The 13,780-nt window shown below is 73.4% G+C and carries 12 protein-coding genes; 3 read left to right on the top strand and 9 right to left on the bottom strand.

The features are described from left to right. Position 1 precedes the first annotated feature (1 nt). Together alc and allB are read right to left on the bottom strand one after the other, a co-directional pair. Positions 2-1,147, bottom strand: a complete 1,146-nt coding sequence (gene alc / locus ABTY62_RS09335) for an allantoicase (protein WP_352128803.1) — start codon at positions 1,145-1,147, stop codon at positions 2-4. Next, entirely contained in the window at positions 1,144-2,511 is a 1,368-nt protein-coding gene (allB, locus tag ABTY62_RS09330) for an allantoinase AllB (RefSeq protein WP_352128801.1), read from the bottom strand. The genes alc and allB overlap by 4 nt, the downstream gene beginning before the upstream one ends. Positions 2,512-2,786: 275 nt before the next feature. Here allB and ABTY62_RS09325 point away from each other — a divergent pair, with 275 nt between their 5' ends. Then, entirely contained in the window at positions 2,787-3,572 is a 786-nt protein-coding gene (locus tag ABTY62_RS09325; RefSeq protein ID WP_352128800.1) for an IclR family transcriptional regulator, read from the top strand. A gap of 41 nt (positions 3,573-3,613) precedes the next feature. Here the strand turns inward: ABTY62_RS09325 and ABTY62_RS09320 are convergent, their stop codons facing one another. Further along, complete coding sequence (locus ABTY62_RS09320; protein WP_352128799.1) at positions 3,614-4,006, bottom strand: DUF5955 family protein; 393 nt, start codon at positions 4,004-4,006, stop codon at positions 3,614-3,616. Between the two features lie 195 nt (positions 4,007-4,201). On the opposite strand from ABTY62_RS09320, the gene ABTY62_RS09315 reads away from it, so the two are divergent. Beyond that, the gene (locus ABTY62_RS09315) at positions 4,202-4,810 is read left to right on the top strand and encodes a nucleotidyltransferase family protein (RefSeq protein ID WP_352128798.1); all 609 of its coding nucleotides are present in this window, start codon (positions 4,202-4,204) and stop codon (positions 4,808-4,810) included. A gap of 102 nt (positions 4,811-4,912) precedes the next feature. Beyond that, positions 4,913-6,529: a malate synthase A gene (aceB, locus tag ABTY62_RS09310; protein WP_352128796.1), complete on the top strand. Its 1,617-nt coding sequence runs from the start codon at positions 4,913-4,915 to the stop codon at positions 6,527-6,529. A gap of 78 nt (positions 6,530-6,607) precedes the next feature. Here the strand turns inward: aceB and ABTY62_RS09305 are convergent, their stop codons facing one another. The 6 genes from ABTY62_RS09305 to ABTY62_RS09280 all read right to left on the bottom strand — a co-directional run bounded on the left by ABTY62_RS09305 (position 6,608) and on the right by ABTY62_RS09280 (position 13,642). Next, a complete protein-coding gene (locus ABTY62_RS09305; protein WP_352128795.1) occupies positions 6,608-7,129 on the bottom strand; it encodes a hypothetical protein in 522 nt (173 codons plus the stop codon). Continuing rightward, the gene (locus tag ABTY62_RS09300; protein ID WP_352128794.1) at positions 7,126-8,595 is read right to left on the bottom strand and encodes an ATP-binding protein; all 1,470 of its coding nucleotides are present in this window, start codon (positions 8,593-8,595) and stop codon (positions 7,126-7,128) included. The genes ABTY62_RS09305 and ABTY62_RS09300 overlap by 4 nt, the downstream gene beginning before the upstream one ends. A gap of 7 nt (positions 8,596-8,602) precedes the next feature. Continuing rightward, positions 8,603-9,283 (bottom strand): response regulator, encoded by a 681-nt coding sequence (locus ABTY62_RS09295; RefSeq protein ID WP_352128793.1) that lies wholly within the window; start codon positions 9,281-9,283, stop codon positions 8,603-8,605. A gap of 74 nt (positions 9,284-9,357) precedes the next feature. After that, positions 9,358-11,088, bottom strand: a complete 1,731-nt coding sequence (murJ, locus tag ABTY62_RS09290; protein WP_352128792.1) for a murein biosynthesis integral membrane protein MurJ — start codon at positions 11,086-11,088, stop codon at positions 9,358-9,360. Continuing rightward, positions 11,085-12,269, bottom strand: coding sequence for a lipid II:glycine glycyltransferase FemX (locus tag ABTY62_RS09285; RefSeq protein WP_352128791.1), 1,185 nt, complete (start codon positions 12,267-12,269; stop codon positions 11,085-11,087). Before ABTY62_RS09285 ends, murJ begins: the two co-directional genes overlap by 4 nt. Positions 12,270-12,508: 239 nt before the next feature. After that, the gene (locus tag ABTY62_RS09280) at positions 12,509-13,642 is read right to left on the bottom strand and encodes a hypothetical protein (RefSeq protein WP_352128790.1); all 1,134 of its coding nucleotides are present in this window, start codon (positions 13,640-13,642) and stop codon (positions 12,509-12,511) included. Positions 13,643-13,780: the final 138 nt, after the last annotated feature.

Below are 13,780 nucleotides of genomic sequence, written 5' to 3'. Positions count from 1 at the left end.
TTCACCCCCCCAGCTCCGCGTACCGCGCCGCGAGCCGCTGCGCGCCCGCCTCCGTGAGCGTGCCGTGCAGCCGCAGGCGGGCGATGCCGCCGTCCGGGAAGATGTCGATGCGGACGTGGGTGGCGGGCGGGGCCCCGGCGAGCTGGAAGCGGTGGACCGTGTCGGGCTGGAGGCGGGTGCGGGGCAGGAGTTCGGTCCAGGCGGGGGCCGTGTGGTCGGCGGGGTCGGCGTCGGCGGTGGCGTCGAGGGCGTAGAGCGCGGCCCAGCCCGGGGCGTTGCCCTTGTAGCAGCCGGTGTCGATCTCGACGGCCCGGATCCGGGCCTGTTCGGTGAGCCGGTAGCGGACCCAGTCGTGGCCGTGGTCGCGGCGGCGGCGGGTCTCCCAGCCCTCGTCCATCTTGCGGGAGCGGCCGGGCCGGATGGAGTTGGCGGGCGGGGAGTAGAAGCGGTCGGAGGCGTCCTCGGCGGCGCCGCCGTTTTCCAGGGCGGCCAGGTCGAAGGTGCCGAGGGCGGTGAGCCAGCCGGGGTCGGGGACGGCCTCGCCGTGGACGCGGAGGCGGGCGATCCCGCCGTCGGGGTGCTGCTTCAGCCTGAGGTGGGTGAAGCGGCGGGCCACGGCGACCGGGAAGCCGTTGGCCGCGTGGCCGCCCACGGGGGTGCGGGGAACGAGCTCCGTCCACTCGACGCCGTCGGCGAGCAGCTCCTGGGGGGACGGGGTGCCCGCCACCGATGTCGCCTCGACGCCGACAGCCTGCGGGTAGTTGCCGCGGAAGTGGGCGGTGTCGACGACGATGCCGTGGATGACGCCGGGCGTGCCGAGGCGGATCAGCGCCCAGTCGTGGTCCTCGTCGGCGGGGTGCGGGTGCTCGGCCGAGGCGCCGCGCCGGCGGCGGGTCTCCCAGCCGTCCATGACCTTGCCCTTGTGGCCGAAGTCCTCGGGGTCGAAGTGCGGGGCCTCGGGCCGCAGCAGGTTCTCGCGCTCGGCGAAGAACTCGTCGTTGGCCGCGATGACGCTCGCGCCCAGCCGCCGGTCGGCCAGGTCCGCGAGGTGGGTGAAGGGGAGGTCCGCGGTGCGGTAGTCGGCGTACGGGTCGCCGCCGCCGTAGGGGCTCGCGTCGCCGGTGAAGCGGGGAATCGGCGCGGTCATGCGGTGTGCTGCCTTTCCAGGAGTCGGCCGGTGGGTCCGGTGGGTGCGGCCGGGGCGCCGTGGTCGGCGATCTTCCGGCCGCGCAGCCAGGTGGACCGTACGACGCCGTACAGGGTCTTCCCTGCGTAGGCGGTGACCTGATTGCGGTGGTGGAGCGCGGCCGGGTCGACGGTGAAGGTCTCCTCGGGCGCGAGGACGGCGAAGTCGGCGTCGCGCCCGGGTTCGATGGCGCCCTTGTGCGCGAGGCCGACCAGCGCGGCGGGGGCGGTGGACATCCAGCGTGCGAGGTCGTGGAGGGTACGGCCGCGGCGGCGCGCCTCGGTCCAGACCGCGGGGAGGCCGAGCTGGAGGGAGGAGATGCCGCCCCAGGCCTGTCCGAAGTCTCCGACCTTGAGGTCCGCGGTGCACGGCGAGTGGTCGGAGACCACGCAGTCGATGGTGCCGTCGGCCAGGCCCTGCCACAGCGCGTCCTGGTTGGCCGCCTCGCGGATGGGCGGGCAACACTTGAACTCGGTGGCACCGTCGGGGACTTCCTCGGCGGTCAGGGTGAGGAAGTGGGGGCAGGTCTCCACCGTGACCTCGATGCCCTCGCCCCGCGCGGCGGCGATCAGCGGGAGGGCGTCGGCGGAGGACAGATGCAGGATGTGCACGCGGGCGGCGGCGTGCTTGCGCGCGAGTTCGATCAGCCCCGCGATGGCCCGGTTCTCGGCCTCGCGCGGGCGTGAGGCGAGGAAGTCGGCGTAGCGCGGGCCGCCGGGGCTCGGGGCGCGGTCGATCAGCTGGGGGTCTTCGGCGTGGACGATGAGCAGGCCGCCGAAGCCCGCGATCTCGCCGAGCGCCGCGTCGAGTTCGGCGGGGGCGAGCTGGGGGAACTCGTCCACGCCGGAGTGGAGCAGAAAGCACTTGAAGCCGAGGACACCGGCGTCGTGCAGGGGTTTCAGGTCCCGTACGTTGCCGGGGACGGCGCCGCCCCAGAAGCCGATGTCGATGTGGGCCGCGGCTCGGGCGACGGTGCGCTTGATCTCCAGCGCCCGGACGGTGGTGGTGGGCGGGATGCTGTTGAGCGGCATGTCCACGAGGGTGGTGACGCCGCCGGCCGCGGCCGCGCGGGTGGCGGAGGCGAAGCCCTCCCATTCGCTGCGGCCGGGGTCGTTGACATGGACGTGGGTGTCGACGAGGCCGGGCAGCAGGACGTCGTCCCCGAGGTCCTCCAGGCGGGCGCCGGGCGGGACGGCCGCGTCGTGGGGCAGGACTGCCGTGATCGTTCCGTCGGCCGTGGCGACGGCGACCGATGCCGCGCGTGTCCCCTCCGGGGTCACCACACGGGTCGAGCGCAGCACCAGATCCGGATCCGCGTGGGACACCCGCACCCTCCGTTCCGTTCCTCACTACAGGCAAGATCTTCCGCCAAGCGGAAACAACTTTCTGCTCTACGAGTTTTCACCGAGCCGCCCGCCGGGTCAAGACCCGACAGGCCGAGGCCCGTCCGCTCCCCAAGCGACCGTCCATAGAATGGAAGTGGATTTTCGGAGCGCAGAACCTGGCCGCCCAGCGGCGGGTAGGCTGCCCGTTGGCCGGTCGGCCGGGGCGGAACAGCCGCGCGAGGGCCGGCCCCACCCGCCGCGAAAGGAATGCCGACGTGCCGTCCGCCGAGCCCAAGACCGCCGCTGCCGCCTCCGGCGGCGTCCAGTCCCTCGAGCGAGCCTTCGATCTGCTCGAGCGGATGGCGGACGCCGGGGGCGAGGTCGGGCTGAGCGAGCTCTCCGGCAGCAGCGGGCTTCCGCTGCCCACCATCCACCGCCTGATGCGCACCCTGGTCGCCTGCGGCTATGTGCGCCAGCAGCCGAACCGCCGCTACGCGCTCGGCCCCCGGCTGATCCGGCTCGGCGAGAGCGCCTCCCGGCTGCTGGGCACCTGGGCCCGGCCGTATCTGGCGCGGCTGGTGGAGGAGACCGGCGAGACCGCGAACATGGCGCTGCTGGACGGCGACGAGGTGGTGTACGTGGCGCAGGTGCCCTCGCGCCACTCGATGCGGATGTTCACCGAGGTCGGGCGGCGGGTGCTGCCGCACACGACGGGCGTGGGCAAGGCGCTGCTGGCGCACACGCCCGCCGATGAGGTGCGCGCACTGCTGGCCCGGACCGGCATGCCGGCCGCCACCCCGAAGACGATCACCTCGCCGGACGAGTTCCTGGAGGCCCTGGTCCGGGTGCGCGAGATGGGCTACGCGGTGGACGACAACGAGCAGGAGATGGGCGTGCGCTGCCTCGCGGTGGCCGTGCCCGACTCGCCCACGGCGGCGGCCATCTCGATCTCGGGCCCGGCCGGGCGGGTGACGGACGAGGCCACGGAGGACATGGTGCCGATCCTCAAGGAGGTCGCGGCCCAGCTGTCCTCCGCGCTCGCCAGCACGGGATCGGCCTGACGGTACCCCCCGGCCTCCCGATCCCCCGGCCCCCTCAGTCCTCAGTCCCTGCCGACTCCCCTTCCCCGCGGCTGCGGCACCTCGCCGAAGAGGTCGATCGCCGCGCGCACCCCTGTCAGCGCGGCAGCCAGTGCGCTCACCGAGCCGAGCGCGCCCGCGATGAGCAGCAGCGCCCGGCGCAGCCGGGGCACTTCGGGCACCCCCTCGCGCGCCATGGCGTCCAGCGCGGCGAGTTCGTCGTCCGCTATGGCCCGGTCCGGCAAGTCGGCCGGGTGGGCGGCCAGTTCGCGCCGCAGCCGGGCGACGGCCCGGCGCAGCTCCGTCGCTCTGGGATCCTCCTCGGTGCCGCCCACTCGGCTGTCCTCCACGACCGCGGCGCCCTCCACTGACCAGGCGCCGGGTGTCGTCCGGAGCCTCATGTGATCGTCGGGCATCACTGCCCTGCTCGCCCTCGCGCGGCTTTGCACGAAGCCTGCCCCCTTCTCCCCACGGCCCCTGGACGCGCCGATCGGACGCGAGAGGCCGCGGATCAGTTAACGCCACTCTGTGCACGACACGCCATACGGAGAGCGAAAATCAGACCGGGTACCACAGGGGGATCTCGAAGGGACGAGCGGTAGACAATGCCCATGGATCGCACATCGCATGAAAAGTCCCAGGTCGCCGGGTTGCTGCTGGCCGCGGGCGGCGGCAGGCGGCTGGGCGGGCGGCCGAAGGCTCTCCTGGCCCACCGGGGCAGGCCGCTGGTGGAGCACGCGGCGCGGGCGCTGCGGGAGGGCGGCTGCGCCCCGGTGCACATCGTGCTGGGGGCGGGCGCCGAGACCGTACGGGCCAGGGCCGAGCTCCCCGGGTGCACGCTGGTCGACAACCCGGACTGGGCCGAGGGCATGGGCTCCTCGTTGCGGGCCGGCCTCGCCTCGCTGGCCGGTACGGGCGCGCGGGCGGCGCTGGTGATGCTCGTGGACCAGCCGGGGATCGGGGCCGCGGCGGTGGCCCGCGTCGCGGCGGCGTACGACTCGCCGTCGTGCCTGGTCGCGGCGGTGTACGACGGGCTGCGGGGCCATCCGGTGCTGTTCGGTGCCGAGCGGTGGGGGGATGTCGCGGCGAGTGCGGCGGGCGATCGGGGGGCACGCGCTTATCTGAAGGCTCATCAGTCGGCGGTCAGGCTCGTCGACTGCTCCGATGTCGCCCGGCCCGACGACATCGACACCCCGGAGGATCTGGGGCGGCTGGAGTGACCCCAACAGAACGTTGAAGTTCCGCCATGAGGAAATTAGTATCCACAGAACAGAAGACGGAAGCTCACATATTTCGCCGTGTCGCCCGAGGAGTGACCGCCCATGTCCGCACCAGCACCGTCCCCGCTGGCCATCGTCGACGCCGAGCCGCTCGAGCGGCAGGGAGAGGTGCTGACGGACTCGGCCCTGGCCTTCCTCGCCGAGCTCCATCACCGCTTCACCCCGCGCCGCGACGAACTCCTCGCCCGCCGCGCCGAACGCCGCGCCGAGATCGCCCGAACCGGCACCCTTGACTTCCTCCCGCAGACCGCCTCCATCCGCGAGGACCCCGACTGGCGCGTCGCCCCCGCCCCGGCCGCCCTCGACGACCGCCGGGTGGAGATCACCGGCCCCACCGACCGAAAGATGACCATCAACGCCCTCAACTCGGGCGCCAGGGTCTGGCTCGCCGACTTCGAGGACGCCTCCGCGCCGACCTGGGAGAACGTCGTCCTCGGCCAGCTCAACCTCATCGACGCCTACGAGCGCCGCATCGACTTCACCACCCCTGAGGGCAAGGCGTACGCGCTGCGCCCCGCCGGAGAGCTCGCCACCGTCGTCGCCCGGCCGCGCGGCTGGCACCTCGACGAGCGCCATCTGCGGGCCGGTGACCGCGCCGTGCCCGGCGCCCTCGTCGACTTCGGGCTCTATTTCTTCCACAACGCCCGGCGCCTGCTCGACCAGGGCAAGGGCCCGTACTTCTACCTCCCCAAGACCGAGTCGCACCTCGAGGCCCGCCTCTGGAACGACATCTTCGTCTTCGCCCAGGACCACCTCGGCATCCCCCAGGGCACCATCCGCGCCACCGTCCTCATCGAGACGATCACCGCCGCGTACGAGATGGAGGAGATCCTCTACGAGCTGCGCGACCACGCCTCCGGGCTGAACGCGGGGCGCTGGGACTACCTCTTCTCCATCGTCAAGAACTTCCGCGACGCCGGGGCGGACTTCGTCCTCCCCGACCGCAACGCCGTCACCATGACCGCGCCCTTCATGCGCGCCTACACCGAGCTGCTGGTCCGCACCTGCCACAAGCGCGGCGCCCACGCGATCGGCGGCATGGCGGCCTTCATCCCCTCCCGCCGCGACCCCGAGGTCAACGCCGTCGCCTTCGACAAGGTCCGGGCCGACAAGGACCGCGAGGCGAACGACGGCTTCGACGGCTCCTGGGTCGCCCACCCCGACCTGGTCCCCGTCGCCCGCGCCTCCTTCGACGCGGTGCTCGGCGACCGGCCGAACCAGAAGGACCGGCTGCGCGAGGACGTCCGGGTCACGGCCCCCGAGCTGATCGACGTCGCCTCCCTCGACGCCAAGCCCACCTCGGCCGGCCTGCGCAACGCCGTCCAGGTCGGCATCCGCTACATCGAGGCCTGGCTGCGGGGCCTGGGCGCGGTCGCGATCTTCAACCTCATGGAGGACGCCGCCACGGCCGAGATCTCCCGCTCCCAGATCTGGCAGTGGATCAACGCGGGCGTGGTCTTCGAGAACGGGGAGAAGGCGACGGCCCCCCTGGTCCGCGCGATCGCGGCGGAGGAACTGGCGGCGGTCCGCGAGGAGATCGGGGCGGAGGCGTTCGCGGCGGGCAACTGGCAGCAGGCCCACGATCTGCTGCTCAAGGTCGCGCTGGACGAGGACTACGCGGAGTTCCTGACGCTGCCGGCGTACGAGCTGCTGCGCTGAGCGGGGCCTGCACGCGGCGGAGCCGCACAGGGGCTCTGTGTCCCGCCCCTTGGGGCTGGGGCGCAGAGCCCCTCCGCGTCAGGCGTCGCAGTCCATGGCCGGGAGCCTGCCGTCGTCGCCCGTGATGATCACCTCCGCGTTGCCGTCGCCGCCGTCGACGTACGCGGCCGTGCAGACCAGCTGGCGCACGGCCGTCTTCTCGAGGTCGCGCACCGCGATCGGGACCCTGACCAACACCTGGTCCGGGCCCCCCTTCACCCCCACGAACCCCCTCGACCGGGGCAACTTCGTATGGAGCCCGGCCGCGCGCGCCTGCTCGCTCGGGCCGTCCAACAGCATGGTGAGGACCTTGCCGCCGGGCACCACGTACTCCCCCTCCTGGCTCAGGAAGAACCCCCTGGACTCCGGGGTCAGACGGCCTTCCGAGGAGACGAAGAAGAGAATCACCCGCTGCTCGGCGTCGGGCAGGACGGTGACGGTGGCCGGGCCGCCGGCCTCGACGACGTCGCTCTGCCGCACCCCGCAGCCGGTGAGCAGCGCGGCCGCCACCGTGGCCGAGCCCAGGCGGCCCAGGCGGCCCAGGCTGCCCGGACGCTTCACGCCGTCACCTCCCCGCTCGTCAGGGGGATCTCCACGGTGAAGACCGCGCCTCCCTGTGGGCCGTTCGCCGCCCGGATCGTGCCGCCGTGCAGCCGTACGTTCTCCAGGGTGATGGCGAGGCCGAGGCCGCTGCCCTCCGACCGGGTGCGGGCGGAGTCCGCCTTGTAGAAGCGGTCGAAGATATGCGGCAGCGCGTCAGGGCGGATGCCGGGGCCGCTGTCGGCGACCTCGGCGACGAGCCGGGGCACCTCGCCGTCCGGCGCCGGGGGCGTCTCCGTCCGCAGCCGTACGACGACCGGCGCGGCGCCGTGCCGCAGCGCGTTGCCGACGAGGTTGGCGACGACGACATCGAAACGACGGGGGTCGAGCCGGGCCCGGATGCCGTCGGGCAGGTCGGTGACGATCTCGTCGGGGTCGGTCCAGTGGCGGCCGCTCAGGGTCTTGCGGATGGTCTGCGCGACGTCGACCTCGTCGGTGTTCAGCTCGGCGGCCCCGGCGTCGAAGCGGGAGATCTCCATCAGGTCCTCGACGAGAACCGCGAGTTTGCCGGTCTCCGCGCTGATCAGCCGGACGGCGGCCGCGGTGTCGGGGGCCAGGCGGGCCGCGTCCTCGTCCAGGACCTCGGTGACCGCGAGCATCCCGGCGAGCGGGGTGCGCAGCTCATGCGAGACGTCGGAGGCGAAGCGGCGGGCGCGCGCCTCGGCGTCCTGGAGTTCGCCGACGGATCGCTCCAGGGCGACGGCGGACTCGTTGAAGGTGCGGGCGAGGTCGGAGAGTTCATCGCTGCCCTTGACCTGGATCCGGGTGTCGAGGCGGCCCCGGCCCATGCTCTGCGAGGCCTTCCGCAGGTCGCGCACCGGGCGCAGCACGCTGCGCGCGGCAAGCAGCGCGGGGACGAGCGCCACGGCGAGCCCCGGCAGGGCCCCGTCGCGGGCCGCGGTGACCATGGCGCGGACGTTGGCCTCCTCGTCGGTCAGCGGCATCACGGCGTAGAGCACAAGACCGGTGGGGCGTACGGTCTTCCCGGCCCGGAAGACGGTCGGGACGGCGACGGTCAGCCAGGGGGCGCCGTGCTTCTCGACGCGCTGGAAGCTGCCCCTGCGCGGGCTGGCGAGCGCGGCGCGGCGCAGCTCCGGGGTGATCACGGTGGAGACGGGGCTGGTGCCGGAGGAGACCCGGATCGATCCGTACTCGGCGAACACCACCCAGGGGTGCGGCTTGCCCTGCCGGGCGAGCTGGCGCAGCCGCTCCTGAAGGGACTTGGGCTCGATGGGGAGCTGGACGCCCATGTCGCTGACCCGGTCCCGGAAGGAGGAGACGGCGGTGTCCTGGGCCTGTTCGAGGATCGCGGTGCGTGCCTTGCGGTAGGTGAGGGTCGCGGTGGTGCCGGCGCTGACCGCGGCGACCAGCAGGAAGGCGAGCACGAGCCGGGTGCGCAGCCCGATGCGGGCTCTCCAGCGGGTCAACGGGGGCTCACAGCGGTCCGAAGCGGTAGCCGAAGCCCCGCAGGGTCTGTATGTAGCGCGGGCTGCCGGCCACGTCCTCGATCTTGTGGCGCAGCCGCCGTACGCAGGCGTCGACCAGGCGGGCGTCGCCGTGGTAGCTGTGTTCCCAGACCTGTTCGAGCAGTTGCTGACGGCTGAAGACCTGCTCGGGCGCGGCGGTCAGATACAGCAGGAGCTTCAGCTCGGAGGGCGCGAGCGCGAGGCGTTCCCCGGCCTTGGACACGGCCAGCCCGGAGCGGTCGATGGCGAGGTCGCCGTGGAACTCGACGGAGGGGCGGCCGCCGGGCTCCTCGATCCGGCGCAGCACGGCCCGGATACGGGCCTCGATGACCTCGGTGCGGGCGGGTTTGACGATGTAGTCGTCCGCCCCGGCCTCAAGGCCGACCACCACGTCGAAGTCGTCGCCACGCGCGGTGAGCATGATGATCGGCAGTTGGCTGGCCTCGCGGACCTGGCGGCAGACCTGGACTCCGTTGATGCCGGGCAGCATGAGGTCCAGGAGCAGCAGGTCGGGCTGGAACTCACGGATGGCGGTGAGCCCGGCCTCGCCGGTGGCGGCGGTGCGCACCTCGTGTCCGCGGCGGCGCAGGCCGAGTTCGATCCCTTCGCGGACGGAGGGGTCGTCTTCTATGAGAAGGACGCGTGGCATGTGCGGAGTATTCCATTCCGGCAGGTGAGGCGGCGTCTGGTCAGGCGCGGTATCCGGTCAGGCGCGGCATCCGGTCAGGCGCGGCGGCGCAGTTTGCGGAACACCGCCTTGAGGGCGGCGTCCAGTTCGGTCAGGCGCAGCGGTCCGGCCAGGATCGCGTAGACCGCCGCGATGGCCGCCAGGCCCGCGGTGGCGGCGGCGACCGGGCCCAAGGAGGCCGTGCGGGTGGCCGCCCACTGGCCATAGACGGTGGCCGGCGCGGCGGCCAGCAGCAGCCGGACCAGCGCGCCCAGGGTCGGCGAGCGCCACAGCCCGCCGCGCCGCACCCTCGTCCGCCCCCGCCCGCCCGGCGGGGGCGCGGGCGTCGGCGGGAGCCTGCGGTTCAGCACATACGCGGTGGCCGCCCAGCCCGCGAACAGCGCCACCGAATAGGCCCCGGCCATCCCGGTGACCGCCCAGCGCGCGGGCAGCAGCAGATACGCGGCCACGGACAGCCCCGCGTTGAGCCCGGAGATCACCAGGTTCAGCAGGAAGGGCGTGCGGGTGTCGGAGAGCGCGTAGAAGGCGCGCGAGAGGACGTACTGCCCGGAGAAGGCCACCAGCCCCGGGGCGAACGCCATCAGCGTCCCCGCCATGACCTCGATGTCGTCCGCGCCGGTCCTGCCGTACTGGAAGACGGCCGCCATCACCGGCCCGGCGAGCGAGAAGAGCGCGCAGGCGGCGGGCACGACGGCGGCGGCGCTGCTGCGCAGGGCGTACGAGACGTCCCGCCGCACGGCCGCGGTGTCGCCGTCGGCCGCCGCCCCGCTCATCCTCGGCATCAGCGCGGTGACCAGCGACACGGTCACGATCCCGTGCGGCACGGCCCACAGCAGATACGCGTTGTTGTACGCGCTGAACCCGGCGCCGTCCGTCCCCCCGGCCGCCGCGCGCTCCCCGGCCCGCGTCGCCAGCCAGGTGACCACCCAGTACGCGACCTGGTTGGTGAACACCAGCAGCACCAGCCAACCGGCCGAGCGCAGCGGCCGGGACAGCCCGCTGCCCCGCCAGTCGAACCTCGGCCGCCAGCGGAAGCGCGCCGCGCGCAGCGACGGCAGCAGTGCCAGCGCCTGGACGGCGATGCCCGCGGTCGTCCCCCAGCCGAGCAGCGCGGTCTCGCCGGGGGTGAGCGTGCCCCCGGTGCCGGCCGTGGCCAGATACAGGCCGAACACGGCGATCACGACGACGTTGTTGAGGACGGGGGTCCACATCATCGCGCCGAACCGGCCCCGGGCGTTCAACACCTGCCCCAGCAGGGTGAAGAGCCCGAGGAAGAAGATCTGCGGCAGGCAGTAGCGGGCGAACGCGACCGTCATCGTGGCCTGCCCGCCCGCGTAGTCGGTGTATGCCGCGACGATGGCGGGCGCGGCGAGCACCGCCCCGGCGGTGATCAGCAGCAGGGCCGCGGTGCAGACGGTGAGCAGCCGGTCGGTGTACGCGGCGCCGCCGTCCGCGTGCTCCTTGGCGGCCCTGACCAGCTCGGGCACGAAGACGGCGTTGAGCGCGCCGCCCAGGAGCAGCGTGTAGACGATGTTGGGCACGGAGTTGCCGACCGCGTAGCCGTCGGCGGCCAGCCCGACGCCGAGCGCGGCGGCGACGACGGCGGAGCGGACGAATCCGGTGGCGCGGGAGACCAGGGACCCGGCGGCCATGAGCGCCCCGCTGCGCAGCACGGAGGCGGGGCGGCCGGCGGACGGGGCATGGGGCTCGTCGACCGCCTCGGCCGCCGAGTTCGCCTCGGCCGCCGGGTTCGCGGGGGCGCTCATCGGCGGGCCAGATACAGCTGGAAGGCGCGGTACAGCGCGTGGTTGGCGGTGCCGCTCAATGGTGTCTCCCACTCCCCCAGCGTCTCGACGACCCGGCCTCCGGTGCCCAGCTTCCAGCGCAGCAGCCCGAACGGCCGTTCGTCGGGGTCGAGTGTGGAGGGTACCCCGCGCATGTCGTACACCTCCGCGCCCCGGTCGTGGGCGTCCAGCAGCATCTGCCACTGGAGGGCGTTGGAAGGGCGGACCTCGCGCCGGTGGTCAGCCGAGGCCCCGGTCTGGTACCAGACCCGCCGGCCCACCGTGATCATGGTGTGGGCGGCGAGGATCTCGCCCTGGTGGCGGGCGAGGTAGAGCCTCATCCGCCCCGGCTCCTCGGCGTTGAGGGCCGCGTACTGGCGCTCGTAGTACGCCAGTGAGCGGCCGAGGCGGAACCCGTCGCGCTCCTCGGTGATCCGCAGCAGCCGGTAGAACTCCGGGAGTTCGGCGGGGCCGCCCGACTCCACCCGCACGCCCGCCTTGTGGGCCCGGCGGATGTTGCGCCGCCACTCCTGGTTGAGCCCCTGCCACAGGTCCTCGCGGGACCGTCCGGCCAGCGGCACCCGGAACACATAGCGGGGCTGGGCGTCCCCGTCCTCGTCGTCCCCGCCGCAGCGCTGCCAGCCGCGGGCCCGCAGCCGGTCGGCGACGGCGCTGCCCAGCGGGTCGACCTCGCTGGCGAGGACGTCGGACAGGCGCCGCCCGGGTCCGGTGCGCGCCTTCAGCGCGGCGGCGTGCCAGCCGCGGTAGGCGGGGGCGGGCCCGATGCGCACGGCGAACACGCCGCAGCCGCGCAGATGGCGCAGCAGCGGGTCGAGCCAGCCGTCGATGTCCGGGTCGGTCCAGTCGGCGACGGGCCCCTCGGGCAGATAGGCGAAGTACTTCCGGGTGCCGGGGAGCTGACGCAGCAGCACCAGCGCGACCCCGCTCAGCTCCCCCGCCCCGGGTCCGGCTTCCGGGCCCCAGCCGAGCAGCCTCGCCTGCCAGCCGTCCTTCACCTCGGCCCAGGACGGGCACTGGAGAAAGCCGGGGCCCAGGGCGGAGCCGGCGCGGGACGCCAGGAAGGCGCGGTACGCCTCGGGGCTGATCGGCTCCAGCCGGGCTTCCCGCTGACCGCGGCTCACCGTCACCAGCAGTGCTGACACTGCGCCTCCTCGGGTGCCGTTGATGGGGATGCGAGGAAGATTCACAGCCGCCCATGACCGTGCCGAGCGGCGCGTGTGACCGGACGATGACCGTTGCTGTGCGGTCGCCGTCACACGGCCGCCGGTCGGCGCATTCGCCCGCGCGCAAAGCCGGTCGCATAGCGCGCGCATGGCGAAAGGCCAGGTCAGACGGGTTGTCTGACCTGGCCTCGGGAGACGGGTCGTACGGTTGCGGTCCGTCAGTCGCGCACGGCGGCGTACGGCAGGTACCAACCGGGCTTTTCCGGGTGGAACGAGGTCCCCGATGTCCAGATCCGGCCCTGTTCGTCGGTGTCCGCCCCGATGAGGTTTCCGGCGCCGGGCGGCCGCTCCCCACGGACCAGGCGGCCGCCGTCGTCCAGGGTCAGGGTGTAGTTGCCGTCGGGGTCCACCGCGGGGTCCACGGTCTCTCCGACGATCACCGGGCGCTTGTGGTCGTCGAAGGTGATGCCGCGCAGCTCGGCGGTCTCCTTCGGCGTGGGCACCTCCTTCCAGCGGCCGCGGTCGAAGCGCAGCACCACCGGCCGCCGCCACAGCTCGTCGTCCTGGGCGAGCCCCACGGCCCACAGCTCGCCCGGCTTCCGCTCCTCGATGTCGTAGAGGTGGAAGACCGTGTCGTCGAGCTGGGAGGGGAGCCGCTGGCGGGTCCAGGCCGTGCCGTCGAAGTGCGCGACCCCCTTGACCCCGAGCAGCCATACGTCGTCGTCCGCCAGCGGGAGGACGTTGACCGTGGAGCCGACGGCCGCGTCGGCCGGGAGTTCCACGCTCCGCCAGGTCCCCTCGGAGCCCTTGGTCATCAGCAGCGGACTCTGGAGCCCGTCCTCGTTGTCGTTGAAGAGGCCGCCGCCGGCCCAGACCGTGCCCTGCGGCGAGACGGCGACCGCGTGGAAGCCGCCGCGCGCCCCGGCGGGCAGGGGCACGTCCTCCAACTGCCAGGCGCTGCCGTCCCAGCGTTCGACGATCGGCGCGTCACCGCCGTCGCCGCCGCCCTGGGAGCCCACCGCCCAGGCCGCGCCGCGGGAGCCCGCGGCGATGTCGTCGAAGCGGCCGTGCTCCACGGGCTGCGGCGTCCTGGTCCAGCCGCTGCCGTTCCAGCGCAGGGCGAGCGGCGACCAGTCGGTCACATCGATCCCCGCGGTCCATGTCGCCCCCTCGGCGCTGGAGATGTCGTAGAGGACGGCCTCGCTCAGGCCCTCCGGCACGACGGCGCGCCAGGAGCCGGTCCGGGCGGTCGCCGGGGCGGCGCCGATCGCCAGCGCGACCACTCCGGCGGCCAGGGCCACGGCGAGACGGCGACGGCGGACGGCACCGACGCGGGGTGTGGTGTCGGACAACGAGATCCCTTTCTTCCGGTTCCTCGGATGCGGAACGCGAGGAGGCTCACAGCCGCCCGTGACCGTGCCGCGCGGCGCATGTGACCGGACGATGACCGTTCCTCTCCAGCTGCCGTCACATGGCCGCGCGGGCCGATT

The sequence above is a fragment of the Streptomyces sp. NPDC097640 genome (assembly GCF_040302705.1).
GTDB lineage: Bacteria > Actinomycetota > Actinomycetes > Streptomycetales > Streptomycetaceae > Streptomyces.
Note: the sequence above shows the minus strand (reverse complement) of the source record. Positions and strands in the feature narration are given on the sequence as shown.

Bases quoted from the DNA above. Each gene is read 5' to 3' on its own strand.
- alc (WP_352128803.1), bottom strand. From the start codon at position 1,147: ATGACCGCGCCGATTCCCCGCTTCACCGGCGACGCGAGCCCCTACGGC.
- murJ (WP_352128792.1), bottom strand. From the start codon at position 11,088: ATGAGCGCCCCCGCGAACCCGGCGGCCGAGGCGAACTCGGCGGCCGAG.
- ABTY62_RS09320 (WP_352128799.1), bottom strand. From the start codon at position 4,006: ATGCCCGACGATCACATGAGGCTCCGGACGACACCCGGCGCCTGGTCA.
- ABTY62_RS09315 (WP_352128798.1), top strand. From the start codon at position 4,202: ATGGATCGCACATCGCATGAAAAGTCCCAGGTCGCCGGGTTGCTGCTG.
- aceB (WP_352128796.1), top strand. From the start codon at position 4,913: ATGTCCGCACCAGCACCGTCCCCGCTGGCCATCGTCGACGCCGAGCCG.
- ABTY62_RS09295 (WP_352128793.1), bottom strand. From the start codon at position 9,283: ATGCCACGCGTCCTTCTCATAGAAGACGACCCCTCCGTCCGCGAAGGG.